Origin of the sequence: Kitasatospora sp. NPDC048545 (genome assembly GCF_040651155.1) — a bacterium.
Taxonomy (GTDB): Bacteria; Actinomycetota; Actinomycetes; order Streptomycetales; family Streptomycetaceae; genus Kitasatospora.
Window position 1 is genome coordinate 1 of sequence record NZ_JBEZIQ010000050.1, and the last position, 26142, is coordinate 26142.

General features: G+C 71.7%; 19 protein-coding genes. 4 read left to right on the plus strand and 15 right to left on the minus strand.

The window, feature by feature from the left end:
* Nucleotides 1-296: 296 nt before the first annotated feature.
* From AB0D10_RS34635 to eccD, 9 genes are all read right to left on the minus strand, one after another.
* On the minus strand, nt 297-1982 hold the full coding sequence (locus AB0D10_RS34635; RefSeq protein ID WP_360263235.1) for a ribonuclease J: 1686 nt from the start codon (nt 1980-1982) through the stop codon (nt 297-299).
* Nucleotides 1983-2153: 171 nt separating this feature from the next.
* A complete protein-coding gene (gene dapA, locus AB0D10_RS34640; RefSeq protein ID WP_360263238.1) occupies nt 2154-3053 on the minus strand; it encodes a 4-hydroxy-tetrahydrodipicolinate synthase in 900 nt (299 codons plus the stop codon).
* Between the two features lie 228 nt (nt 3054-3281).
* On the minus strand, nt 3282-4013 hold the full coding sequence (gene thyX / locus AB0D10_RS34645; protein WP_360263241.1) for an FAD-dependent thymidylate synthase: 732 nt from the start codon (nt 4011-4013) through the stop codon (nt 3282-3284).
* Nucleotides 4010-4468, minus strand: coding sequence for a hypothetical protein (locus tag AB0D10_RS34650; RefSeq protein WP_360263244.1), 459 nt, complete (start codon nt 4466-4468; stop codon nt 4010-4012). The genes thyX and AB0D10_RS34650 overlap by 4 nt, the downstream gene beginning before the upstream one ends.
* Before the next feature lie 7 nt (nt 4469-4475).
* Nucleotides 4476-5222, minus strand: coding sequence for a 4-hydroxy-tetrahydrodipicolinate reductase (dapB, locus tag AB0D10_RS34655; RefSeq protein ID WP_360263247.1), 747 nt, complete (start codon nt 5220-5222; stop codon nt 4476-4478).
* 14 nt (nt 5223-5236) lie between these two features.
* A complete protein-coding gene (locus tag AB0D10_RS34660; RefSeq protein ID WP_360263249.1) occupies nt 5237-6589 on the minus strand; it encodes a pitrilysin family protein in 1353 nt (450 codons plus the stop codon).
* A gap of 122 nt (nt 6590-6711) precedes the next feature.
* Nucleotides 6712-8919, minus strand: coding sequence for a polyribonucleotide nucleotidyltransferase (locus tag AB0D10_RS34665; RefSeq protein ID WP_360263252.1), 2208 nt, complete (start codon nt 8917-8919; stop codon nt 6712-6714).
* Nucleotides 8920-9376: 457 nt separating this feature from the next.
* On the minus strand, nt 9377-9667 hold the full coding sequence (gene rpsO / locus AB0D10_RS34670; RefSeq protein WP_030245440.1) for a 30S ribosomal protein S15: 291 nt from the start codon (nt 9665-9667) through the stop codon (nt 9377-9379).
* A gap of 235 nt (nt 9668-9902) precedes the next feature.
* The gene (gene eccD, locus AB0D10_RS34675) at nt 9903-11363 is read right to left on the minus strand and encodes a type VII secretion integral membrane protein EccD (RefSeq protein ID WP_360263256.1); all 1461 of its coding nucleotides are present in this window, start codon (nt 11361-11363) and stop codon (nt 9903-9905) included.
* A 314-nt stretch (nt 11364-11677) separates the two neighbouring features.
* Between eccD and eccCa the strand changes: the two genes are divergently transcribed.
* The gene (gene eccCa / locus AB0D10_RS34680) at nt 11678-15619 is read left to right on the plus strand and encodes a type VII secretion protein EccCa (protein WP_360263259.1); all 3942 of its coding nucleotides are present in this window, start codon (nt 11678-11680) and stop codon (nt 15617-15619) included.
* A gap of 470 nt (nt 15620-16089) precedes the next feature.
* Nucleotides 16090-17493 carry an APC family permease gene (locus AB0D10_RS34685; RefSeq protein WP_360263262.1) on the plus strand — a complete coding sequence of 468 codons (1404 nt, stop codon included), beginning with the start codon at nt 16090-16092 and terminating at the stop codon, nt 17491-17493.
* Between the two features lie 137 nt (nt 17494-17630).
* Here the strand turns inward: AB0D10_RS34685 and AB0D10_RS34690 are convergent, their stop codons facing one another.
* The 6 genes from AB0D10_RS34690 to eccB all read right to left on the minus strand — a co-directional run bounded on the left by AB0D10_RS34690 (nt 17631) and on the right by eccB (nt 23745).
* Nucleotides 17631-18878, minus strand: coding sequence for a hypothetical protein (locus AB0D10_RS34690; protein ID WP_360263265.1), 1248 nt, complete (start codon nt 18876-18878; stop codon nt 17631-17633).
* 130 nt (nt 18879-19008) lie between these two features.
* Nucleotides 19009-19551: a SigE family RNA polymerase sigma factor gene (locus AB0D10_RS34695; protein ID WP_360263268.1), complete on the minus strand. Its 543-nt coding sequence runs from the start codon at nt 19549-19551 to the stop codon at nt 19009-19011.
* A gap of 222 nt (nt 19552-19773) precedes the next feature.
* A complete protein-coding gene (locus AB0D10_RS34700; protein ID WP_360263271.1) occupies nt 19774-21060 on the minus strand; it encodes a S8 family serine peptidase in 1287 nt (428 codons plus the stop codon).
* A gap of 100 nt (nt 21061-21160) precedes the next feature.
* Nucleotides 21161-21454, minus strand: coding sequence for a WXG100 family type VII secretion target (locus tag AB0D10_RS34705; RefSeq protein WP_360263274.1), 294 nt, complete (start codon nt 21452-21454; stop codon nt 21161-21163).
* Between the two features lie 102 nt (nt 21455-21556).
* Nucleotides 21557-21862 carry a WXG100 family type VII secretion target gene (locus AB0D10_RS34710; RefSeq protein ID WP_360263277.1) on the minus strand — a complete coding sequence of 102 codons (306 nt, stop codon included), beginning with the start codon at nt 21860-21862 and terminating at the stop codon, nt 21557-21559.
* A 182-nt stretch (nt 21863-22044) separates the two neighbouring features.
* Nucleotides 22045-23745 (minus strand): type VII secretion protein EccB, encoded by a 1701-nt coding sequence (eccB, locus tag AB0D10_RS34715; RefSeq protein ID WP_360263279.1) that lies wholly within the window; start codon nt 23743-23745, stop codon nt 22045-22047.
* Between the two features lie 186 nt (nt 23746-23931).
* On the opposite strand from eccB, the gene eccE reads away from it, so the two are divergent.
* Together eccE and AB0D10_RS34725 are read left to right on the plus strand one after the other, a co-directional pair.
* Entirely contained in the window at nt 23932-25338 is a 1407-nt protein-coding gene (eccE, locus tag AB0D10_RS34720) for a type VII secretion protein EccE (protein WP_360263282.1), read from the plus strand.
* A complete protein-coding gene (locus tag AB0D10_RS34725; RefSeq protein ID WP_360263285.1) occupies nt 25338-26105 on the plus strand; it encodes a hypothetical protein in 768 nt (255 codons plus the stop codon). The genes eccE and AB0D10_RS34725 overlap by 1 nt, the downstream gene beginning before the upstream one ends.
* Nucleotides 26106-26142 lie beyond the last annotated feature (37 nt).

Genomic DNA, 26142 nt, shown 5'->3' on the forward strand with positions numbered 1-26142 from the left:
GGACTGCCTTCCAGCAGGCCCTCCGGGCTTCGTTCTTTCGTGTTTCCAGCTTATCAGATGTTTTCCGCTCCGTTTCCGGGGCTTCGTTCATCCAATCGGCTTTTGCCTTTCGGCGCTCCCGAACTCTACCAGAGTTTCTCGGGCCGTTTTCCCCGGTTGTTCTCGAATTCAAATTCGAGGACGTTTCCGAGGGGCCGTCCCGTGGGGCAACCCGGAGAACATTACGCACCGGGCCGCCCCACGTCAAACCGGCCGCAGCCGGGGACGGACGAGCGTCAGAGCTCGAACGGTGGGCGTCAGAGCTCGACGACGACCGGCAGGATCATCGGCCGGCGGCGGTAGTTGTCCGCGACCCACTTGCCGATGGTGCGGCGGACGAGCTGCTGCACCTGACGGGGCTCCAGCACGCCGTCGCTCGCCGAGCGGTCCAGGGCCTCCTGGAGCTTGGCGACGACCGGGACGAACGCGTTGTCGTCGATGCCGGAACCGCGCGCCTGGATGGTCGGGCCACCGATGATCTTGCCGTTGGTCGAGTCGACCGCGACGAAGACCGAGATGAAGCCCTCCTCGCCGAGGATCTTGCGGTCCTTGAGCGAGGCCTCGGTGATGTCGCCGACCGAGGAGCCGTCCACGTAGACGTACCCGGCCTGCACCTTGCCGACGATCTTGGCGACGCCACGCTCCAGGTCGACGCAGACGCCGTCCTCGGCGATGACCACGCGGTTGCGCGGCACGCCGGTGGCGATGCCCAGCTCGGCGGCCGCGCGCAGGTGGCGCCACTCGCCGTGGACCGGCATCAGGTTGCGCGGCTTGCAGATGTTGAAGAAGTAGAGCAGCTCGCCGGCCGAGGCGTGGCCGGAGACGTGCACCTTGGCGTTGCCCTTGTGCACGACCTTGGCGCCCCAGCGGGTCAGGCCGTTGATCACCCGGTAGACGGCGTTCTCGTTGCCCGGGATCAGGGAGGACGCCAGGACGACGGTGTCGCCTTCGACGATGCGGATCTGGTGGTCGCGGTTGGCCATCCGGGACAGCGCGGCCATCGGCTCGCCCTGCGAACCGGTGCAGATCAGCACGACCTCCTTGTCCGGGAGGTCGTCCAGCTGCTTGACGTCCACGACCATGTTGCCGGGGACCTTCAGGTAGCCGAGGTCGCGGGCGATGCCCATGTTGCGGACCATCGAGCGGCCGACGAAGGCGACCTTGCGCTTGTACTCGTGCGCGGCGTCCAGGACCTGCTGGATGCGGTGCACGTGGCTGGCGAAGGAGGCGACGATGATGCGCTTGTCGGCGTTGGCGAAGACGTTTCGCAGCGCCGCCGAGATGTCCCGCTCGTGCGGGATGAAGCCGGGGACCTCGGCGTTGGTGGAGTCCACCAGCAGCAGGTCCATGCCCTCCTCGGCCAGCTTGGCGAAGGTCGGCAGGTCGGTGAGGCGGCCGTCGAGCGGCAGCTGGTCCATCTTGAAGTCACCGGTGGCCACGACCATGCCGGCGGGGGTGCGGACGGCCACGGCGAGGGCGTCCGGGATGGAGTGGTTGACCGCGATGAACTCGCAGTCGAAGGGGCCGATGCGCTCGCGCTCGCCCTCCTTGACCTCCAGCACGTACGGGCGGATCCGGTGCTCGGCGAGCTTGGCCTCGATCAGGGCGAGGGTCAGCTTCGAGCCGATCAGCGGGATGTCCGGGTTCTCCCGCAGGAGGAACGGGACGGCGCCGATGTGGTCCTCGTGCCCGTGGGTGAGGACGATGCCGTCGACCTTGTCGAGGCGGTCCCGGATGTAGCTGAAGTCCGGGAGGATCAGGTCCACGCCGGGCTGCTCGTCCTCGGGGAAGAGGACGCCGCAGTCGATGATCAGGATGCGGTCGCCGTACTCGAGGACCGTCATGTTGCGGCCGATCTCGCCGAGGCCGCCGAGCGGAGTGATGCGGAGGGCGCCCTCCTTCAGGGCCGGGGGCGCGCCGAGTTCGGGGTGCGGGTGGCTCAAAAGACTCTCCTCACGACGCACGCCATATGTCCGGGGTCCTCCCCCTGGAGACATATGGCGTGCGTACTCAGTGTCGTTTTCCTACTGGGTCTGTGCTCTCGCGCCTTCGGTCCGGTCCAGCGGCGGACCCTCGGGAGGTCCGGCGAGCCGGGGCGCGCACGTCTGTGTCTGCTACAGGTGTACCCCGCCGGCGGCGAGATCCTGCTTCAATTTTCCGATCTCCTCGGGCGTCGCACCGATCAGGGGCAACCGGAGCGGACCGGCCGGCAGGCCCTGGAGTTCCAGTGCCGCCTTGGCCAGAATGACGCCCTGCGTGCGGAACATACCGCTGAACACCGGCAGCAGGCGCTGGTGGACGCTGGTGGCCTTGACCACATCGCCCGCCAGGTACGCCTCGATCATCGCGCGCAGGTCGCCGGCCACGACGTGTCCGACGACGCTGACGACGCCGGCGGCTCCGACGGACAGCAGCGGCAGGTTCAGGATGTCGTCGCCGGAGTACCAGGCCAGACCGGAGCGGGCGATCGCCCAGGCCGCCGCGCCGAGGTCGCCCTTGGCGTCCTTGTTGGCGACGATCCGCGGGTGCTCGCCGAGGCGGACCAGCGTCTCGTGGCTCAGTGCCACCCCGCTGCGGCCCGGGATGTCGTACAGCATGACCGGCAGCTCGGTCGCGTCGGCGAGGGCGACGGTGTGCCGGTACAGGCCCTCCTGCGGGGGCTTGCTGTAGTACGGCGTGACGGCCAGCAGGCCGTGCGCTCCGGCGGCCTGCGCCTGCCGGGCCAGCTCGGTGCTGTGGTGGGTGTCGTTGGTGCCGACGCCGGCCACCACGTGGGCGCGATCCCCGACCGCCTCCACCACGGCGCGGACGAGCCGGGCCTTCTCGGCATCGCTGGTGGTCGGTGACTCACCGGTGGTGCCGTTGACGACGAGGCCGTCGTTCCCGGAGTCGACGAGGTGCGTGGCGAGGCGCTGGGCGCCGTCGAGGTCGAGTCCGCCGTCGGCGGTGAACGGGGTGACCATCGCGGTCAGGACCCGGCCGAACGGCGTCTGGGGGGTGGAGATCGGAGCCATGCGTCCAAAGCTACTCGTAGGCGGTGGGGCGGTATCCACACCGGTCCAGGGTTCGGACAGGGGGCGGCGGCGGTGAGCGGTGGAAACAGGCCGTGAGATGGGATCCCGGTGCTGCCCGCTCGGGGGTTCGGGCAGCACCGGGATCCGTGTTCACGAATGTAGGGAGCGGTTAGAAAAGCCGCAATCCAGACATGCCAGACACACTGCCCATATGCCCGTCGTCGCAGGTCAGGGGGCGACCCGGCCGTGCTTCTCGAAGGCCGCATGGGTGAGCGGCATGAGCTGCGCCCACTGCTCCTCCATCTGCTCGGCGACCATCTCGATCTCGCGCTGCGGGAAGGACGGCACCGCCGAGTTGTCCCGCTTGGTCCGCAGGGACAGGAAGTGCATCAGCGAGCGCGAGTTGCAGGTCGCGTACATCGAGGAGAAGAGGCCGACCGGCAGCACCGCGCGGGCCACCTCGCGGGCGACCCCGGCGGCGAGCATCTCCTGGTAGCGCGCGTAGGACTCGCGGTACGCGGCCTCCATCGCCCCGGTGGTGGTCTCGTGCTGCTCGGGCGTGCCGGGGGTGAACTCGTACTTGCCCGGGCGGCCCTGCTGGACCAGCTTGCGGTCCTCCGCCGGGACGTAGAACACCGGGTCCAGCTGGCGGTAGCGGCCGGACTCCTCGTTGTACGACCAGCCGCTGCGGTGCCGGTGGAACTCCCGGAACACGAAGATCGGCGCGCTGATGAAGAAGGTCATCGAGTTGTGCTCGAAGGGCGTGCCGTGACGGTCGCGCATCAGGAAGTTGATCAGGCCCTTGGACTTCTCCGGGTCCTGCGAGAGCGCCTCCAGGGACTGCTCCCCCGCGGTCGAGACCCGGGCCGCCCAGATGACGTCCGAGTCGGCGGCGGCGCTGCGGACCAGCTCCACCGTCACGTCGCTGCGGAAGCTGGGGGCCGTCGGTTCGTCGCTCACGCGTTGCTCCTTGCGGGTTCGGTGCTGTGCAGCTTGATGGCGTGGTGCATGGTCTTGCGGGCTCGCGGGGTGTCACCGGCGTCGGCGTAGGCCACGGCGAGGCGGAACCAGACCCGCCAGTCGCCCGGCGCGGCCTCCGCCTCGCCCTGGCGGCGGGCGAAGACCTCGTCGGCCGAGGCCCGGTCGATCCGCCCCCCGGTGGTGCGCTTCAGCTCGTCCACCGGAAGGCCGCCCTCGGCCTCCAGCTGCCGGGCGAGCAGCTCGCTGTCCCGTCCGAAGCGGACGGTCTGGCGCAGGAACCAGACGCCGATCACCGGGATGACGAAGGCGCACACGCCGATGCCGATGCCGAGCGGCTTTCCGGTGGCGATCAGCTGGACGCCCTCCCCCACGCAGATCAGGGCGACCAGCAGCAGCACGCCGGACAGGACGAAGAAACCGGTACGGGAGGTCATGCCGGGCTCACAGGTCCAGGAAGTGTTCGAGGCCGAGGGTCAGCCCCGGCGTCCCGACGACCTTGCGCACGCCCAGCAGGATGCCCGGCATGAAGCTGCTGTGGTGCAGCGAGTCGTGCCGGATGGTGAGCGTCTCGCCGGTGTCGCCGAACATCACCTGCTGGTGGGCCAGCAGGCCGCGCAGCCGCACGGCGTGCACCGGCACCCCGTCCACGTCGGCGCCGCGCGCCCCGGGCAGGCCGTGGGTGGTCGGGTCCTGCTGCGGCGGGCGGCCGGCCTCGGCGCGGGCGGCCGCGATCAGCTGGGCCGTCCGGGTGGCGGTTCCGCTGGGGGCGTCGGCCTTGCGGTCGTGGTGCAGCTCGACCACCTCGACCGACTCGAAGTACTTCGCCGCGACCTGGGAGAACTTCATGCCGAGGATCGCGCCGATGGAGAAGTTCGGGGCGACCAGCAGGCCGAGCCCGGGGGCCTGGTCCAGCCAGCCTCGGACGGTGGCGAGCCGCTCGTCCGTCCAGCCGGTGGTGCCGGTGACCACGTGGATGCCGTGGTGCAGGCAGTGGTCCAGGTTCCCCATCACCGAGTCCGGGTGGGTCAGCTCGACGACGACCTGCGCTCCGGCGTCGGTCAGCTCCTCCAGCTTCGACCCGCGGCCCAGGGCGGCCACCAGTTCCAGGTCCGGCGCGGCCTCGACGGCCTTGACCGCCTCGGAGCCGATCCGGCCCCGGGCGCCGATCACGGCGACACGCAGCGTCATAGCGAAATGTCCTCTCACACCAGCAGATCGGCGAGCTTGGCGGCCCGCTTGTCGTTGACCGGGCCGATCAGCGCCAGCGACGGCCGGTACGCGCCCAGCACATCACGGGCCACCGCGTGGACGTCCTCCAGGGTCACGGCGGCGATCCGGCCCAGCATGTCGTCCACCGACAGGTGGTGGCCGTAGCTGAGCTCGGCCTTGCCGATCCGGTTCATCAGCGAACCGGTGTCCTCCATGCCGAGCACGGTGGAGCCGGAGATCTGCCCGATCGCGCGCTGCAGCTCCTCCTCGGTGATGCCCTCGGCGACCACCTTGGCCAGCTCGGCGCGGCAGATCCGCAGCACCTCCTCGACCCGCTTGGGCTGGCAGCCGGCGTAGATGCCGAACAGGCCGCTGTCCGCGTAGGACGAGGAGTAGGAGTACACCGAGTACGCCAGGCCGCGCTTCTCGCGGACCTCCTGGAACAGCCGGGAGCTCATCCCGCCGCCGAGGGCCGCGTTGAGCACGCCCATCGCCCAGCGGCGCTCGTCGTGCCGCGGCACGCCCGGCACGCCCAGGACCAGGTGGGCCTGCTCGGTGGACCGGTTGAGCACCTCGACCTTCCCGGCCGTGCGCAGCGCCTTGACGCCGCGGCGGGCCTCGGCGGGCGCCGCGTCGGAGCGGGCCAGCATCGGCGCGAAGGCCTGCTCGACCTGCTTGACGACCTTGCGGTGGTCCAGGTTTCCGGCCGCCGAGACGACCAGGTTCTCGGGCCGGTAGCGGCGGTGGTAGAAGCCGGCGATCTGGTCCCGGGTGAGCGCCTTGATGGTCTCCTGGGTGCCGAGGATCGGGCGGCCGAGCGGGCCGGTGCCGTAGATCACCCGGGCGAACAGGTCGTGCACCACGTCGCCCGGGTCGTCCTCGGCCATCGCCATCTCCTCGAGGATGACGCCGCGCTCGGCGTCGACGTCCTCGGGACGGATCAGCGAGCCGGTGAGCATGTCGCAGACCACGTCGATGGCCAGCGGCAGGTCGGTGTCCAGGACCCGGGCGTAGTAGCAGGTGTTCTCCTTCGCGGTGAAGGCGTTCATCTCCCCGCCGACCGCGTCCAGGGCCGCCGAGATGTCCAGCGCGCTGCGCCGCTCGGTGCCCTTGAAGAGCAGGTGCTCCAGGTAGTGCGTGGCGCCGTTGAGCTGCGGGGTCTCGTCCCGCGAGCCGACGCCGACCCAGATGCCGAAGGTCGCGGACCGCACCGTCGGCAGGGTCTCGGTGACGACCCGCAGGCCGCCGGGGAGGACGGTGCGGCGCACCGTGCCGGCGCCGTCGACGCCCTTGAGCAGGGTCCGGGTGCTGCCGGGACGCTGCTTTACCGCCGGGGCCTGCGCCACGGGGGGTACCTCCAGAGGAAACGCACGCGAGGAAGGCACGTGCGGACGTAAGCGTGTGGACAACGGGGTGCGGCCCGCACGCCGGGAGGCGTACGGGCCGCAAGGGGTCAGCTAGCGGCGCTTCACTCGGAAGCGGCCTCGCCGGCCTCCTCGCCCTCGACGACCGGGATCAGGGAGAGCTTGCCGCGCGGGTCGATCTCAGCGATCTCGACCTGGACCTTGGCGCCGACGCCGAGGACGTCCTCGACGTTCTCGACGCGCTTGCCGCCGGCCAGCTTGCGGATCTGCGAGATGTGCAGCAGGCCGTCCTTGCCCGGCATCAGCGACACGAACGCGCCGAACGTCGTGGTCTTGACCACGGTGCCCAGGTAGCGCTCGCCGACCTCCGGCATGGTCGGGTTGGCGATCTGGTTGATCGTGGTGCGGGCGGCCTCGGCGGCCGGGCCGTCGGCGGCACCGATGTAGATGGTGCCGTCGTCCTCGATCGTGATCTCGGCGCCGGTGTCCTCCTGGATCTGGTTGATCATCTTGCCCTTGGGGCCGATGACCTCACCGATCTTGTCCACCGGGATCTTGATGGTGATGATGCGCGGCGCGTTCGGGGACATCTCGTCCGGGGAGTCGATGGCCTCGTTCATCACGTCGAGGATGTGCAGGCGGGCGTCCTTGGCCTGCTTCAGCGCGGCGGCGAGCACCGACGCCGGGATGCCGTTCAGCTTGGTGTCCAGCTGGAGGGCGGTGATGAAGTTGCGGGTACCGGCGACCTTGAAGTCCATGTCGCCGTACGCGTCCTCGGCGCCGAGGATGTCGGTCAGCGTGACGTAGTGGGTCTCGCCGTCGATCTCCTGGGAGATCAGGCCCATGGCGATGCCGGCCACGGCGGCCTTCAGCGGCACACCGGCGTTCAGCAGCGACATGGTCGAGGCGCAGACCGAGCCCATCGAGGTGGAGCCGTTGGAGCTGAGCGCCTCGGAGACCTGGCGGATGGCGTACGGGAAGTCCTCGCGCGAGGGCAGCACGGGCAGGATGGCCCGCTCGGCCAGCGCGCCGTGGCCGATCTCGCGGCGCTTGGGCGAGCCCACGCGGCCGGTCTCGCCGACGGAGTACGGCGGGAAGTTGTAGTTGTGCATGTAGCGGCGACGCGTCTCCGGGGAGAGCGTGTCCAGCTGCTGCTCCATGCGGAGCATGTTCAGCGTGGTGACACCCAGGATCTGGGTCTCGCCGCGCTCGAACAGGGCCGAGCCGTGCACCCGCGGGATGGCCTCGACCTCGGCGGCCAGGGTGCGGATGTCGGTGACGCCGCGGCCGTCGATGCGGATCTTGTCCGTGATGACGCGCTCGCGGACGATCTTCTTGGTCAGCGCGTTGTAGGCGGCGCTGATCTCCTTCTCACGGCCCTCGAACTCGGGGAGCAGCTTCTCGGCGGCCAGCGCCTTGACGCGGTCCAGCTCGGTGTTGCGCTCCTGCTTGCCCGGGATGGTCAGGGCCTGGGCCAGCTCGTCCTTGACGGCGGCGGTCAGCGCGGCGAGGACGTCGTCCTGGTAGTCCAGGAAGACCGGGAACTCGCCGGTCGGCTTGGCGGCCTGGGCGGCGAGCTGCGACTGCGCGGCGCAGAGGACCTTGATGAACGGCTTGGCGGCGTCGAGGCCGGAGGCAACGATCTCCTCGGTCGGCGCCTCGGCGCCGCCCTCGACCAGCTTGATGGTCTTGTCGGTGGCCTCGGCCTCGACCATCATGATCGCGACGTCGCCGTCCGGCAGGACGCGACCGGCGACGACCATGTCGAAGACGGCCGACTCCAGCTCGCTGTGGGTCGGGAAGGCGACCCACTGGCCGTTGATCAGCGCGACGCGGACGCCACCGATCGGGCCGGAGAACGGCAGGCCCGCCAGCTGGGTGGAGGCGGAGGCGGCGTTGATCGCGACCACGTCGTACAGGTGGTCGGGGTTGAGCGCCATCACGGTGACGACGACCTGGACCTCGTTGCGCAGGCCCTTGACGAAGGACGGGCGCAGCGGGCGGTCGATCAGGCGGCAGGTGAGGATCGCGTCCTCGGAGGGCCGGCCCTCGCGACGGAAGAACGAGCCGGGGATGCGGCCCGCGGCGTACATCCGCTCCTCGACGTCCACGGTCAGCGGGAAGAAGTCGAAGTGCTCCTTCGGCTGCTTGGACGCGCTGGTGGCCGACAGCACCATGGTGTCGTCGTCCAGGTAGGCCACGGCGGAGCCGGCGGCCTGACGGGCCAGGCGGCCGGTCTCGAAGCGGATGGTACGGGTGCCGAAGGAACCGTTGTCGATCACGGCCTCGGCGTAGAACACGTTCTCTTCCACCTGGAAGATCTCCTCTTTCGTACGTCTCCGGGAGAGCGTCCCCGCGCACTTCCTGCCGGTGGCCCTGGGTGCCCCCGTCAGGGAGGGCTGCAGTCGGGCCGGTCTTCGATCGAAGCCTCCGGAGTGCCCCGCTCGGTCTGCGGGGGTTCCGACGGCCACTACCGAGGACCGGCGCCTCACGACTGCCGGGCCGGGGCGGGCGTTCCGCGTCTGGACGCTCTCTCGGATGCGGGCGGCTTCCGTTTGAAGCCTTCGTCCCGCGGGGGGGTTCGGGTCTGTCTGCCCGGGTGGCGCGCTGGTGCGCCATCACCCGGCATGCCCACAACCCTACGGTGCAATCCTCGGCCACCTGGGGAGGTGCGCGCGAGTTGTTATGTCAGGGCGCCGCGGCCCGACGGCCGCGGCATACGCGCGAGGGGCGGCTCCCCGGTGTGGGGAGCCGCCCCGAGCGGCGGTCTTAGCGGGCGCCACCGGCGGCACCGCGACGGATGCCCAGGCGGTCGACGAGCGTACGGAAGCGCTCGATGTCCTTCTTGGCCAGGTACTGCAGCAGGCGGCGGCGCTGGCCGACCAGGATCAGCAGGCCACGACGCGAGTGGTGGTCGTGCTTGTGCAGCTTGAGGTGCTCGGTCAGGTCCGAGATGCGGCGGGAGAGCATGGCCACCTGGACCTCGGGGGAGCCGGTGTCGCCCTCCTTCTGGCCGAACTCGGCGATGATCTGCTTCTTGACGTCAGAGGCGAGAGCCACTGCAACTCCTTCGGGGTCTACCGAGCGGTCCTGGTCGACAGCACAGGACTCATCGAGAACTCGGTGTCGTGAGAGCGGCCGGCGCGCTGCAGCCCACGGAGGGGCGGCGGACACACGGCTGCGCTCGGAGGCCAAGCGTACCAGTGCCGCCCATCCGGTTGTCCGCCACCCCCGAGGGGGGTGGCGGAGCGTTCCCGGGAGGGGCGGCGGGCGGCACCGGCGCGGCGGGCGCGGGTCAGCCGGTGGCCCCGCGGACCAGCCGGTAGATGTCCAGGACGGCGAGCGCCAGCGGGACCAGCGAGATCAGCGTGAGGCTGTCGACCAGGTCCAGGATGCGCCCCCAGAACGGGGAGACGCCGAGCCGGGGCACCACCAGGGCGATCGCGACGAGCAGCGCGGCGCCGAACGCGATGGAGGTGGCCAGCCAGACCGTGCGCAGGTCGAGCTGGGTGGTGGAGCCCGCGACCCGCAGGAAGAACTGCGGGGTGTGAAGGGACAGCCCGACGATCAGCAGGGACAGCCCGAGCAGGCCGGCCACGGTGAGGCTGAGCACCTGTGCGGTGTAGCGGAACAGCCGGGCGCGCAGCATGGTGGCCAGACCCAGGGCGAGCGCGAGCAGCTCGGGGAAGGTCTCGTCGGTGAAGCCGAGGACCGCGCAGGCACCGACCACGACCGCGGCGCAGCCGCCGACCAGGCCGACCAGCACCTCGTGGCCGCGGCGGGCCTGGTGGGCGATCTTCTCGTACTGGACGGCCTCGGCGCGCTCGGCCTCCTCGTCGTAGTCACGGCTGCGGGTGCGGGTCTGGCCGGGGGCGCTGAAGCCGACGGGCAGCCGGGCGAAGCGGGCGGAGAGGCTGGGCAGGAAGCCGACGGCGGCGACGGCGGCGACGCCGGTGACGGCGGCGATGTGCCCGGCCGGGGTCTCCGGCATCAGGACCGCGGCGAAGGTGGCGAGCGCGCCGGCGGTGGCGACCAGGGCGGCGGCGACGAACACCGCGTCCTTCTCCGGCAGCAGGCCGGTCAGCAGCACGGCGACCACCAGGACGGTCACGCAGCCGGCCAGGAACTGGACCCGGCCGGGGCCGTCCCACGGGTGGGCGACCGCGATGAGGCCGCTGCCGCCGATCATGGCGTGCGGCAGCGCGCCGAGGCCGAGGGCGAGGGCGGCATGGGGGTCCTGGTAGACCCGGGCGCGCACGCCGGCCAGTGCGGTGAGCACCACGGCGATCACGCCGGCCAGGACGCCGGGCAGGCCGTGCATGTCGTGGCGCAGGTCGGAGAACCAGAGCGCGAAGCCGAGCAGGGTGAGCAGCACCCCGGCCCCGATCAGGCCGAAGCCGCGCATCAGCTCGGCGGTCCAGAACCGGCGGTCGGCCTCGACGGCGCTGGCGATCGCGTCGGCGACGTCGTCGTAGACCGCCGGCGGGAGGGACTCGGCGAACGGGCGCAGCGCGAGCAGGTCGCCGTCGCGGACCTGCTGGGCGGCCAGCGGCAGGCCGCTGTCGAGGACCGTGCCGTCGCGGCGGACCAGGTGGAAGCCGGTGGGGGTGCCGTCGGGCTGGCTCTGGTTGGCCAGGCGCAGCACCTCGGGGTAGACGTCCGCGAGCGGGACGTCCTCGGGCAGGGCGACGTCGATCCGGCGGTCCGGGGCGACGACCGTCACCCGGCAGTAACCGGTCGCGGCGGCACTGGTCATGCCCCCACCTCGTTCCTTCGACGCACGTGGCGCTCCCCCTTGTTGACGGTGCCGAGGCACGGCGGCGCTCGGTGTGGCTGCGGAACCGGCCCGACCGGGCCGCGAGTTGGCGCGGCGTTACCCTACCCGCTCGGTTGGTGACCGGGGCCTGGCGGGCGGTGCGGGGGCGACCGTTAGGATCGGCGCCTGCGCAAAGGTACGGGGGCCTGCGCTGTGTGGGGCGTCCTCAGCCGCCGGAATCCCGTACGGACCGTACGCAGTCGCGTGAGGGCTGATGCCGAAGTGATCGATCGACGCCACGGGGTGGATGACACATGGGTGTGATCACGGTCAAGCGACCGGCCAGGGCCTATCCGCCCACCGTGCCGGACGAGCCGGTGGAGCTGGTGAGCCCGCCCGAACTGCCCCGGCAGGGCAGCGAGGACTGGCTGATGAGCATCCTGCCGATGCTCGGTATGGGCGGGTCGGCGGTGTTCTTCTTCTCGCCCGGCGCGGCCGCTCCGATGAAGATCATGGGCGGCCTGATGATCGTCTCGACGGTCGGCATGGTGCTGGCCCAGATCGTGCGGGCCCGCAAGGGCGGCTCGACCGCGATGGCGGACGAACGGCGCGACTACCTCAAGTACCTGCAGCAGACCCGCCGTCAGGTGCGCCGCACGGCTGAGCGCCAGCGCGGTGCGCTGCTGTTCCTGAACCCGGCGCCGGACCAGCTGTGGTCGATCGTCGAGGACGGCCGTCGGCTGTGGGAGCGGCGCACCGGGGACGGCGACTTAGCGCAGATCCGGGTCGGCCTCGGACCGGTGCAGCTGTCCACGCCGCTGATGGCGCCGCAGACCGCGCCGATGGACGAGCTGGAGCCGCTGTCGGCGGCCGCCATGCACTCCTTCCTGAAGGCGCACGGCACCCTGCAGGACCTGCCGTTGGCGGTGTCGCTGCGGGCCTTCTACCACATCACGGTGTGCGGCGACCCGGACTCGGTGTACGGCAACGTGCGCGCGATGATCGCCCAGTTGACCACCCTGCACTCGCCGGACGACCTGATGGTGGCGGTCGCGGCGGCGCCCGGCGCGGCCGAGGAGTGGGAGTGGGCCAAGTGGCTCCCGCACAACCAGCACCGCAAGGACGCCGACGGCGCGGGCTCGCGCCGGCTGTTCGCCACCGACCTGGGCGATCTGGAGTACCTGCTGCAGGACGAGCTGGCCGGTCGCCAGCGCTTCGTCCGGGACGCGGCACCCGCCGCGGACCAGCCGCACCTGGTGGTCGTCATGGACGGCGCCGGGGTGCCGCACGACTCGCTGCTGGCGAGCCCCGAGGGCGTGCAGGGCGTGACGGTCATCGAGGTGGTCCCGGGTGAGGTCGACGAGCCGAGCGGGCACCTGATGGTGACGGTCAACGCCGAGGAACTGGTGCTGCGTTCGGCCTCCGGCGCGACGTACACCGGCAAGCCGGACCTGCTCTCGGTGTGGCAGTCCGAGGCGCTGGCCCGGCAGTTGGCCCCGTACCGGGTCTCGGCCGGCGGTGACGACGAACCGCTGCTGTCCAACCTGGACTTCACCGACATGATGAGTTCGGGCGACCCGGGTTCCTTCGACGTGAACCGCAGCTGGCGCCAGCGCGCCCAGCACGAGCGGATGCGGGTGCCGATCGGCGTCGGCGCCAACGGCGAGCACGTCTACCTGGACATCAAGGAGGCCGCGCTGGAGGGCATGGGCCCGCACGGCCTGTGCGTCGGCGCGACCGGTTCCGGCAAGTCGGAGCTGCTGCGCACCCTGGTGCTCGCGCTGGCGATGACGCACTCCTCGGAGATCCTGAACTTCGTCCTCGCCGACTTCAAGGGCGGTGCGACCTTCTCCGGCATGGCCGACATGCCGCACACCTCCGCGGTGATCACCAACCTGGAGGGCGAGCTCACCCTGGTCGACCGCATGCGCGACGCGATCGAGGGCGAGCTGCACCGCCGCCAGGAGCTGCTGCGCTCGGCGGGCAACTACGCCAACATCCACGAGTACGAGCGGGCCCGGGCGGCCGGCGCGGCGCTGGACCCGCTGCCCTCGCTGGTGCTGATCATCGACGAGTTCTCCGAGCTCCTCACCGCCAAGCCGGACTTCATCGAGATGTTCATCCAGATCGGCCGGATCGGCCGGTCGCTGGGCGTACACCTGCTGCTGGCCTCGCAGCGCCTGGAGGAGGGCAAGCTGCGCGGCCTGGACACCTACCTCTCCTACCGGATCGGTCTGCGCACCTTCTCGGCGGCCGAGTCGCGGGCGGCGATCGGCGTGCCGGACGCCTACCACCTGCCGCCGGTGCCGGGCGTCGGCTACCTGAAGTTCGGCGAGGACGTGATGGACCGGTTCAAGGCCGCGTACGTCTCGGGGCCGTACCGGGCGCCGGGGCAGCAGCGGTCGACCGGCGGGCGGCGGGTCGCCGCCCGCCCGGTGGAGTTCACCGCGGCCTTCGTGGACCTGCCGGACCCGGTGGAGGAGGAGGCGCCGCCGGCACCGGAGCAGGACGACGCGCTGGTGGACACCGTGCTGGACGTCTTCGTCCAGCGGATGGCCGGCCAGGGCCCGGCCGCGCACCAGGTGTGGCTGCCGCCGCTGGAGGAGGCGCCGAGCATGGACCACCTGCTGCCGCCTTTGCAGGTCGCGCCGGATCGCGGGCTGACCGCTCCCGGCTACCCGGCGGGGCGCCTGCGGGTGCCGATCGGCATCGTGGACCGGCCGCGCGAGCAGAAGACGGACATCCTGGAGGTCGACTACGCGGGGGCGGCCGGCCACGGCCTGGTCGTGGGCGGTCCGCGCTCGGGCAAGTCGACCGTGGTGCGCACCGAGGTCGCCTCGTTCGCCCTCACCCACACCCCGCTGGAGGTGCAGTTCTACCTGCTGGACTTCGGCGCCGGCAGCTTCCAGTCGCTGGCCGGGCTGCCGCACGTCGGCGGGGTGGCCGGGCGCCTGGACGTGGACAAGGTCCGCCGGATGGTCTCCGAGGTGCACGGGGTGATGAACCGGCGCGAGGAGCTGTTCCGGGCCACCGGGATCGACACCATCGGCACCTACCGGGCCCGCCGGGCGGCCGGGCAGCTACCGGACGAGGCCTTCGGCGACGTCTTCCTGGTGATCGACGGCTGGAACACCTTCAAGCAGGAGTTCGAGGGGCTGGAGCCGGTGATCGGCGACATCGCCCAGCGCGGCCTCGGCTACGGCGTCCACCTGATCATCACCGCGGCCCGCTACGCGGAGGTCCGCCCGGCCCTGAAGGACCTGCTGCAGAACCGCACCGAGTTGAAGCTCGGTGACCCGATGGAGTCCGAGGTGGACCGGCGGTCGGCGCAGAACGTGCCGCCGCAGGCCGGTCGCGGCATCACCCCGGAGCGGCTGCACTTCCTGTCCGGCCTGCCGCGTCTGGACGGCTCCTCCGGCATCGACGACCTGCAGGAGGGCGTGGCCGGGCTGGTCGGCGCGATCGACGGGGCCTGGAGCGGGCCGCGCGCGCCGCAGGTGCGGATGCTGCCGGCCGTGCTGGACGGGCACTCGCTGCCGAAGGGCTTCGAGCACCCGGAGCGCGGCGTGGCCTTCGGCGTGGACGAGGCGGAGCTGGCACCGGCCTTCGTCAACTTCGAGACCGACCCGCTGTTCATCGTCTTCGGCGACACCGAGTCGGGGAAGTCGGCGGTGCTGCGGATGCTGATCAAGCAGATCACCGAGCGTTACACGCCGGACCAGGCGGGCATCGTGGTCGGCGACTACCGGCGCGCGCTGCTGGGGACGGTGCCGCCGGAGTACCTGGTCGAGTACGCGGCGGCCCAGCCCGCCATGTCGGCCGTGGTGGACATGCTGCGCGGGGCCTGCTCCCGCCGTCTCCCCGGCCCGGACGTGACCGCCGACCAGCTGCGCAACCGCAGCTGGTACAGCGGCAAGGACATGTTCGTGGTCGTCGACGACTACGAACTGGTCGCGACGGGCTCGGGCAACCCGCTGGCGCCGCTGGCCGAGTTCCTGCCGTTCGCGCGGGACATCGGCCTGCGGGTGATCGTGGCCCGCAGCGCGGGTGGCGCCGGCCGCTCGCTGTACGAGCCGGTGCTGCAGCGGATGCGCGAGCTGGGCGGCCAGGGCGTGATCCTGTCCGGCAGCCGGGACGAGGGCGCGCTGCTGGGGACGGTCAAGCCGCAGGCGCTGCCGCCGGGCCGCGGGATCTACGTGTCGCGCCGCGTGACCGGCGGGCAGATGGTCCAGACGGGCTGGCTGCCGGTCGCGTAGCCGGGCCGTCCGTCACGGATGGTGATCGAAGGGGTCGGACTCCCGGGAGTCCGACCCCTTCGGCGTCCCAGGTGCTGAAACGTTACCTAGATCTTTCCCGGCGGGTGCTGCGGTTCCCGTACCCGGCCGGGGCGTCCCCGAGGCCTTCGGGGGCGCCTGGGCGTACCGTCGCCCATCCGGACCGAGACCTTCGAATGGCAGCCTTAAACCCTTTATTCACCTTCGATTCAATCGAGATCCAGTTGAGGTAACAAGTCAGACAAACCACACAATGGCCGAACGTGATCATCGGATCGCATGTTTATGCCGTTTGCCGCAACGGATTCCGAAGCAGTTCCGACGTTGACGCAATCAATACGCCCAAGGTTCCATGGCGGCCCGGGAGCGACTGGACCAGAACCCGAGCAACCAGCCCAGCGGAGGCGATACCGCTCCCACCCCAGGACCGCACAGAGCCGATCGGAAGCCACATGACCGACACGCTTCGCCCGCCACAGAACGTGGCCGCCCCGGCGGCCGAGGCGGCCGCACCCCAGCAGCTCAAGCGCTCGATCGGCGTGGTGGGCGGCACCCTGCTCACGCTGTCCTGCGTCACCCCGGCATCGACGCTCTTCGTGATCGTGCCCGAGCTGTTCTCCAGCATCGGCAGCGCCACCGCCCTGGCCATCGCCATCGGCACCGTGCTCTGCGTCGCGGTCGCGTTCTGCTACTCCGAACTCGGCACCCTGATCCCCAGCGCCGGCGGCGAGTACGCCATGGTCGGCACGCTGGCCGGACGGCTGATGGGCTGGCTGGTCTTCGTGCTCTCGCTGATCGTGGTGATGATCGTTCCCTCGGTCATCGCCCTCGGCACCGCCGACTACCTCGCACCCGTGCTGCACGTCGACAAGGCCATGACCGGCGCCGCCGTGATGCTCGCCGCCACCCTGGCCGGCCTGCTCGACCTGCGTGCCAACGCCTGGATCACCGGCATCTTCCTGGTCCTGGAGGTCATCGCGGCCGGCGTCGTCTCGGTGCTCGGCTTCGCCCACGCCAACGGCAACGCCCCCAGCCTGCTGCACGGCGTGGTCGCCGGGGACGGCGGTACCACCACCACGGTGAGCGTCGGCGCCATCGTCGGCGCACTCGGCATCGCCCTGTTCATCACCCAGGGCTTCTCCACCGCCGTCTACCTGTCCGAGGAGCTGGAGAACCCCCGCCGCAACGTCTCCCGCACCGTGCTGTGGACGCTCGGCATCTCCGCCGCCGTCATCCTGATCCCGGTCGTCGCCATCACCATGGGCGCCCCCGACCTGCAGACCCTGACCTCCGGCGACATCTCCGGCATGGTCACCGCTTGGAGCAACTCCGCGGTCGGCACCTTCATCAGCCTCTGCGTCGCGCTGGCCATCATCAACGCCGGCATCGTCATGGTCATCCAGAACTCCCGGGTGCTGTTCGCCTCCGCCCGCGACAAGGCCTGGCCCGAGCCGGTCAACAAGGCCTTCGCCACCCTCGGCCGCTTCGGCTCCCCCTGGATCGCCACCCTGGCCGTCGGCCTGCCCGGCGCCGCGCTCTGCTTCGTCAAGGGCGAACTGCTCAGCAACATCACCGGCGTCGCCGTCACCGGCATGTACCTGCTGGTCGCGATCGCCGCGCTGCTCTCCCGCCGCGCCCACCACAAGCACGCCGCCGCCTGGCGGATGCCGCTGTGGCCCGGCGTCCCGATCGCCCTGGTCGCCGTCCTGCTCTACGTGATGACCAAGCTGGACGCGGAGCCCCTGCTGTGGACCGGCGGCATCACCGCCGTCGCCACCCTGTACTGGCTGTTCTACCTGCGCCCCCGCCAGGAGACCCGCTGGGTGATCAGCCTCCCCGAGGACCAGCAGGGCTGACCCCCCGGTCCCCCACCTCCCCCACACAGCGGTGCCCCGGGCTCCTCCGAGCCCGGGGCACCGCCGCGTTCACACGGCCTTCCTCGCCCGGCCGCGTCCGCCCGGCCGCCGTCCGGACCGTCGCCGCCGGCCTCCGGCTACTTCCTGGCCTTCCACACCGGGCTGACGCCGATCGCCTTCAGCTGCTCCGGAGTGAGCAGCTCCTTGCCGGCCGGGCCCTGCGAGACCGCCACCTCCATGCCGTCCGGGTGCAGGACGTTCACCATCAGCGGCATCTTCTCCTTGGTGTCCGCACCGCCCTTGGTGAGCACCTTGGTCCCGTCGGGCCCGGCGACCGCGTCCTTGAACGCCCCCACCCACGAGTTGTCGTCGGACTTCGACCAGTTCTCCACCCGGAGCACCACCGAGCCGGTCTCCTGCCCCCGGGCCAGCTGGAAGGTGGCCAGCAGCGCGCTGCCGGTGCGGCCGGTCACGGTCACCCCCGGGGGCAGCAGCCCGGCCAGGGCGGCCTCCCGGTCCTCCAGCGACAGGCCCGGGTCGACCGCGTCGGTGTCGACGCCGTCGAACTTGACCGCCGCGACGACCCGGTCCCAGGACTTGTCGGTGACGACCGCCTTCAGCTGCTCCAGGGTGAGCGGCGGGTTGGGCCGGCTGTCGGGCGCGCCCTTCTCCCGGGCCGCGTTCCACTCGCTCACCGTGATCTCCCGGCCGTCCGGACCGGACAGCGTGGCGTCCCATTCCTTGGTGTCGGCCCGGTTGTCCGAGTACTCGTACCCCTGCTGGAGCTGGAGCCGGGAGCCGTCCGGCAGGGTGGTGACGGAGCAGGAGTCGATCCGGGCGAGCTTGAGGTCCGTCGGGCAGGTGCGCGGCTGCCCCTGCTTGGGCCGGTGCTTCTGGATGCCGATCTGGACCAGCGACTTGCCCTGGCCGTCGTCGAAGACCAGGTCCGCGCCGACGAAGGTGCCCTTCGACTGCTCGTCGTCGGTGCCGCGTCCCTTGGCCTCGGTGGTCTCGCCCTTGGGCAGCAGGGCCTGGAAGGTCGCCAGCACCTCGTCGCCGGTGACCACGGTCGGGGCCGAGGAGCGCACCGTGGTCGGGGTGGCCGCGGGGCTGCCGCTGCCGGCGGCCGTCGCCGGGCCGGAGGCCGCGCTCACCGTGCCCGTGTCCTTCGCCGCCGGGGATCCGGCCAGGTACACCGCACCGGTGCCCACCAGGGCCAGCGCGGCCGCGCCGCCCACCACGGCGGCGGTCGAACGGCGGCGCCAGCGGCTGCGGCCGCGCCGGTAGCCACCCGCTACCAGGTCGGCCTGCTCGGTGCGAAAGCCTTCACCCGTGCGGGTGAAGGCGTAGAGAAGATCGTCCTCGAACTTGTCCGGTTCGGACATGGGTGTTCACCGTCTCCTTGCGTCACGGGGTGTGGGACGTGCAGGTCGGTTCGGGAGCCGCCGCCGACCTCGGCCGCCGCCTCGGCTCGGCGTGCGGGACGGGCGGGACGGGCGACGTCGACGGGAGGCCTCAACGCGAGGCGAGCTCGCCCAGCGAGTCACCGAGCAGGGTGCGCAGCCGGGCCAGCGCCCGGGTGGTACGGGTCCGGACGGCACCGGAGGACACCCGCATCACCTCGGCCGTCTCCTCGACGCTGCGGTCCTCCCAGAAGCGCAGTACCAGCACGGCGCGGTCCTTGGGCGGCATCCGGCCGAGCGCGTCGAGCAGGGTCAGCCGCAGGCTGCTGTCGGCGTCCTGCCCCGCCGTCTCCGGGAGGTCGCCGGTCGGGCGCTCACCGCTGGAACGGCGGCGCTTCTGGGCGAGGAAGGTGCGCACCATGACGGTGTGGGTGTAGGCCGCCGGGTTGGCGATCCGCTCCCGTCCGCCGGTGAAGGCGCTGCGCCGCCAGAGCACGTACATCCGGCCGAGGGCCTCCTGCACGAGGTCCTCGGCGTAGTGGGTGTCGCCGCTGGTGAGCAGGCAGGCCGAGCGGTACAGGTGGCCGGTACGACCGGCGACGAGTTCCAGGAACTCGGCGTCCTTGGCCTCTCGGCCCGCCCCGATCCACCCCATGTGCGCTGCCCCCCGCGGTCCGTCCTCCCCGACACTTCATCGATGCGGTGGGCGGGCGGCGGTGTTACAGCCGTTGCGGAGCGATTTTTCGCAACGCCCGGATCGGTCGACGGCCGGGGCTCGACGGAACGGTCGGCGGCGGGGCTCGGCGGAACGGTCGGAGGACCGGCCGGAGCCGTCAGCGGACTTGTCGGCGGACCCGCCGGCGCACCGGCCGGCCGGTCACTCGGCGGACTTGCGCCGGTGGTCGCGCAGCACCACGCCGCCGCCGATCAGCAGGGCGACCAGCAGCGCGCCGACACCGAGGACGTACGTCGCGGTGCGGCCGTCGCGGTCGGCCTGGGTCTCGCCGAGGCCGACCGGCTGCGGCACGATCGGCGCAGAGGCGAGCTGCACCGGGGCGTCCGGGGTGGCGACCGTCGGCGCGACGTCGGGGGCCTTGGTGACGGCCTTGACCGGGTCCACCACGCCCCAGCCGACGAAGACGTCCGGGTCGCGCTGGGTGCGCTGGGCGGTCTGCTCGATCCAGGCCCGCACCTGGGCCGGCTTCCAGTTCGGGTGGGCGCCGACCAGCAGCGCGGCGAGCCCGGAGACGTACGGGGCGGCGAAGCTGGTGCCGTTGTCCACGCACTGGCCGCCCCCGGGCACGGTGGACAGCATGTCGACACCGGGCGCGGCGACCTTCACGAAGGAGCCGTACTGGGAGAACGGGGCGCGCTCGTTGTTGCGGTCGGAGGCGCCGACGGCGAGCACGGTCGGGAAGGCGCCCGGGTAGGTGTCGCCCTCCTTGCCGTCGTTCCCGGTGGAGGCGACCACCACGGCGCCGGCCTGCTCGGCGTCCTCGATCGCGGCCTTGAGTTCCAGGTAGCCGCCGAACCGGGCGTCCCCGGCACCGCGCACGTCCTGGGAGATGTTGATGACCCTGGCCTTGGCGGCGACCGCCTCGCGGATGGCCCTCACCAGCGTGGACACGTCGCCGTTGCCGTCGCTGTCGTTCTGCCGGATCGAGAGGATCTGGGCGTCGGGGGCCAGGCCGACGAAGCCGGTCCGGTCGCTCTTGCGGGCCGCGATGATGCCGGCCACCTTGGTGCCGTGGCCGACCGGGTCCTCGATGGACTTGCCCGGGATCGGTTCCTTGGTGTCCCGGTTGACCAGCAGGTTGGGACCCTCCTGGACCTTGTCGGCCGCCGTCGGGGGGTTCTTGTCGAACGCGGGGTCGGTGGCCGGGACCTGGCCGGCCAGCTGCTGGTTGGTCCGGTCGACCCCGGTGTCGATGACCGCGACCTTCACGCCCTTGCCCGTGGTCCGTCCGCCCTGCCACAGCTCGTCCAGCAGCAGGCGCTGCAGCGACCACGGCACGGTCTGCACGTCGGGCGCGTTCTTGGGGCAGTCGCCCGCGGCGGCCAGTCCGGGCCCCCCGTCGGCGTACGCCGGGGCGGCGAGCGGGCCGCCCAGCACCGCGAGCGCGGCCAGTGCCGCGGCCGTCTTCCGGTACCCGCGTCCGGACACCCTGCCACCCCTCATGTCGTCCACCCCTGCCGCGCGCCGAAGGGCGGGTGCCCGGAGTCCGGGTACCCGCCCCCTGTCGTTCCCGTTCGGGAACGCCCGGTCAGTGCTGCCAGAGCTTGGCGTTGCTGTCCTCGGTGGTCCGGTAGCTCTGCGCGGCGTTCTCCAGCGAGGCGGCGATCTGCATGCAGGCCGTGTGCAGGTCGTTGGCGGACGAGTCCCACTTGGCCTGCTGGATGTTGTAGCCCTCCTGGGCCTTGCCCTGCCAGCTCTGGGCGATGCGGGTGACGTCCGTCTTCAGATCGCTGAGCAGCTGCTCGATGCGGCCGGCCGAGGCCTTGACCTCCTCGGCGGCGTTGTGGACGGTCTCGAAGTTGACGAGGATGTGGTCGGACACGTTGTCTCCCTTGACGAGGGTGCGGAGCGGCCCGCGATCAGTGACGGGCACCCCGCCGAGCGGCGGTTCGGAACAGACCGGTGATCAGCGCGGGTGCGGCGATCAGCCCTGGGTGTCGGCGAACATCGCCTTCTGCTCTTCCTCGGTGCTCGCGTAGTGCTTGGTGGTCTGCTCGATCGCGTGCTTGATCGCGGCCAGCGCTTCCTTGAGCGACGCGATGTCCCCGTTGACCCGGTTCTGCAGGTTCGTGTAGGCGGTCGCCGCCTGCCCCTGCCAGCCGCCGACGATCCCCGTGACCGTGCCGTTCAGCTTGACCTTCTCCGCCTCGATCTTGCCGATGGCCTGCTCGATCTTGTTGGCGAAAGCCAGCATCTCCTGAGCCGTCATCGTGAACTGACCCTGAGCCATGCTCCACCGTCCCCCATGAGACAACATTACGTACACGGAGGGCCCCGGAGGACCCGCCCGCCACATCACCCATGTGATGCCCAGCAGCACTGTAGTCGGCACACGCAGCTCACCCAACACCGAGCACTGAGTAGTTACCAGACCATGACACTGCGGCCAATTCCGTTGCCGCGCTTGACCGATCAGGCGTTCTGCGGCTGCGCGGCGCTCTTCGCGGTCAGCGGCGGGCCGGCCGGGACCAGGTCCGACCACTCGTGCGGAACCGGCAGCGGCTGGATCCCCTGGTAGCCCAACCGCGCCTGGTTGCCGCCGGTTTCGTCCTGCTGCGGCCCCGGCTGCTGACCGGACTGCTGGTCCGGCGCCCCCGGGGTCGGGGTGCCCGGCTGCGGGGTCGGCACCTTCGGGGCGCCGCTCTGGCCGGGCTGCGCGCCCGGTGTCGCAGTGGCGCCGCGGCCGCCGTCGGCATTCGCCGGAACGGCGTAGCGCAGACCGGTCTCGGTGATCAGGAAATCGGTACCCGAGCCGCCGGTGGTGTTGTTCAGCGACCGGTAGAACAGGCCGTGACCCGGGGTCACGTAGGCCGCGCCGGCGCCGTTGTTGTACTGCGCGGGGTACGAAGTCCCGGCCCAGACGCTGCGCCTGGGCGTCCGCCCGTCCTCGGCGACGCCGTCGAAGGTGCTGCACACGACCAGGCGCGCGTCCTGCCGGTCCTGCCAGTTGTTCACCGGCGCGCCGGACTTCACCGGCCAGTCGGCCGCCGTGCCGGGCAGCGGGGTCTCGCTGCGCAGCGAGGAGTGGTCCAGCGGGGTCATCTCGTCGCTGCGCGGGTTCTTGTCCTGGTCGTACTTGTAGAGCATCTGGTTGGCCGGGTTCTGCCGGATCAACTCCGCCTGGAACGGGGTGACCAGGTAGAGCTGGTCCTTGCCGACCACGTAGTGGCGGTCCTGGTAGTGCACCAGCCGGCCGATCCGGCGGTCGGCCGCGTTCCCCAGCGCCACACTGGAGTTGGGGTTCGCGGTGTCGGCCGCCCCCTTGATCTCGGGGAAGGTGACCGGGGTGCCGTTCACCAGGGTGTCCAGCCAGTCGCGCTTCACCCGCTGCGGCACCGCGTTGGGCCCGAAGACCGCGGTGACCAGCGCCTTGCGCTCCTTGTCGTCCGACTGCGGCGAGCCGATCTCGTGCTTGCGGCCCTGCGCGTCGACCAGGTAGACCTTCGCGCCCGAGGCCGCCTGCTGACCCGGCGCCGGGGCTGCGGACACCTGCTGCTCGTCCGCCTGCTGCACCAGCATCAGCTGGTCCGGGCCGAGCATCCGGTCCTTGGCCGTCAGCGCCGCCGCGTCCTGGCCGGACGCCACGAACACCGCCTGGTTGACGGTCTCCTGCTTCTCGTCCGAGCCCGGCCGGTCGCAGACCGCCCACTTCATCGACTGGCTCGCGTTGTCCTTGGTCGGCAACTTGTCCGGCGCGTACGGGATGCCGATGGTCGGGCCGTGGTTGGGGTACCGGTCGAGCACCCCGTCGTCGACCACCACGACCTTGGCCTCGGCCGGCAGCACCAGCCGTGCCGAGGACATGTTGAGCACCTGGTGCAGCCGCTTGGTCTTGCCGTCCGGATCGGTCAGCACCACGTACCGGGTCGTCGACTGCTTGCCCTGGATGATGTTCTTGCCGTCGTCCCACTTCAGCGGGGCACTGGGCTTGAACACCCCCCAGAGCCCGAACCCGGCCACGGCCACCGCGCCGACCAGGATGCTCGGCAACACCGCCTTCACCGGACGCGGCGCGTCCTCGTCGCTCCCGCCGCCGGCGGGCAGCAGGAATGCGCCCACCGTTCGCTTGCGGGCGAAGGTGTACGCGTTCAGCTCGTCCCGGCGCGATGCCATCCTCGTCGTCCCCCTAGTCAGACGTTGTCGGACGTTGTCAGACCGACCTGCCCCGTGGTCCACCCGCCGGGCGCGAACCGGTGCGAACCCTCTACGATGCGGCAGCAGACGGTGAGTACGGTACGGGTACGGTCCGCGAACCAGCCAGCCGGGCCGTGACAACGGATCAGAGAGGGCCACCGGGGGATGCCAAGCCAGACCGCTCCAGGACGCCGCCGCACCGCGGGCGGCGGGAGACCGCGCCGGTCCGGCCGGGCGCAGCAGGGCGGCCCGGCCGCCGAGACGGGACCCGTCCGGTCGCAGCCGGGCCCGGGCGGCGGTGGTTCCGTCCAGGTCCGGGTCAATCCCCGACCGGGCCTGCTCGGCGGCCGGTTGAAGCTCCAGCAGCTCGTCCTGGTCGAGGTCGCGGCGGCGCTGGTCGCGGTCGGCTGGACGATCAGCCGCCCGGTCGCGGCCGGCTTCGGCGCGGTCGCGCTGGTGCTGCTCGTCCTCGCCGCCGTCCCGGTGCGCGGCCGGACCGTCCCGGAGCTGCTGCGGGTGCGATCCGCCCTCAAGTCCCGCCGCAGGCAGGCCCGTACGGTGCTGCCGCCGGCCGGCACCGACCCGGCGCTGGCGCCGGCACTGGAACTCGAACCGGGACTGCGCACCTGCACCCACGCCACCGAGGCCGAGTTCGGTGGCCGCCCGGTGCGCCGGGAGACCGGCATGGTCGGTGACGGCACCTTCCTCAGCTCGGTGCTGCTCGTCCAGGCCAAGGACCAGCCGCTGCGCCCGGTGCGCACCGCGCTGCCGCTGCCGCTGGACGTCGTCTGCTCGGCGCTCACGGTGGACGACATCACGCTGGAGTCGGTGCAACTGGTCCAGCACACCCAGCCCGCCCCGGCCCCGCACCTGCCCGAGCAGTCGCTGGCCGCCCGCGCCTACCGCGAGCTGCCGGACGGTACCTCCACCCCCGGGCTGCGGCTGACCTGGATCGCCCTCAAGCTCGACCCGGAACGCACCGCGACCGCCGTGCGCGCCCGCGGCGGCGGCGAGGAGGGGGCCCGCAAGGCACTGCAGCGGGTCACCGACCAGCTGGCCGGCCGGCTCAACAGCGCCGGCTTCAACGCGACCGTGCTGGACGAGCGGGAGCTGATCGCCGCCCTGTCCATCTCCGCCTGCGCCAACCCGATCGCGGTGGCCGGCCGCCAGGGCACCGGAAGCGGCGGCGGCACCACCCGCCGCACCCAGGAGGGCAACCGGTTCTGGCGGATCGACGACCGCTGGCACACCACCTACTGGATCTCCCGCTGGCCGCAGCTCAGCCGCCCCGGCGGCTCCCCCGGCCGGATCGCCGCGCCGGACCTGGTCAACCTGATCACCGGCTCCCCGGCCCTGGCCAGCACCTTCAGCCTGACCGCGGGTCACGGCACCGGCGGCTCGGTGACCGTCAGCGGACACCTGCGGGTGACCGGACGCAGCGAGAGCGAGGTCGGCCAGGTCGGCCGCCAGGTGGAGACCAGGGCGCAGAGCGCCAGCCTCGGCCTCGTCCGGCTCGACCTGGAGCAGGCCCCCGGCATGCTCGCCACCCTGCCGCTGGGAGGAGCGTCCTGATGGCGTACCAGAGCTACCCGGCCCTCGGCCAGCAGCCCGGCGCCGAGCAGCGCCGGGTCCGGCCGCGGATCCTGCCCGGCTTCGGGCTGCGCGGCCCACGCCGGGAGAAGCACGTGCTCGAACCGGCCGACCTCGGCGCGCTGGCCTTCCCGGTCGGCGACGACGGCGTGGTCATCGGCGTCGACCCGCAGGGGCTGCCCGCCGTGCTCGGCCTCTTCCGCCCCAGCGCGTACGACCTGGTGCTGGTCGGCGGCATGTGGACGGCGCAGGTCATCGCGCTGCGCGCGGCCGCGATCGGCGCCCGGGTCGTGGTGGAGACCGCCCGCGGACAGCTGTGGGGGCCGATGGCGCAGGCCGCCGGCGGCGGCCAGCCGTGCGTGACGGTCCACCAGGTCGGCCGGCTCGGCCCGCAGGGCGCCTCGGTGGCCTCGCCGGTGCTGGTGGTGCGCGACCTCGGTGCCCGTCCGCCGCGCAGCCGGCTCTCCGCCGCGCCCTGGCAGACCACCCTGACGCTGCTGCCGTACCTGGGCCCGAACGCCGCCCGGGTACTCAACGCGGCCGACCTGGTCGGTGTGCAGCGGATCTCCCCGCAGGAGGCGGAGCTGACCGGCCGGGTGCTGTCGCTCCCGCCGGAGGACGTGGCCACGCTGCCCACCCTCGGCGACGACCTCACCCTGTGGGCGACGCGGATGCGGCGTCAGTACGTGCGGGCCGTGGCCGGACAGGCCGAGCAGCAGGTGCTCGGGGGTCCGCGCCGGATGGACTGAGCGGCGGCTCGCCGCACCCGGCGGGCCACCGCGGAAC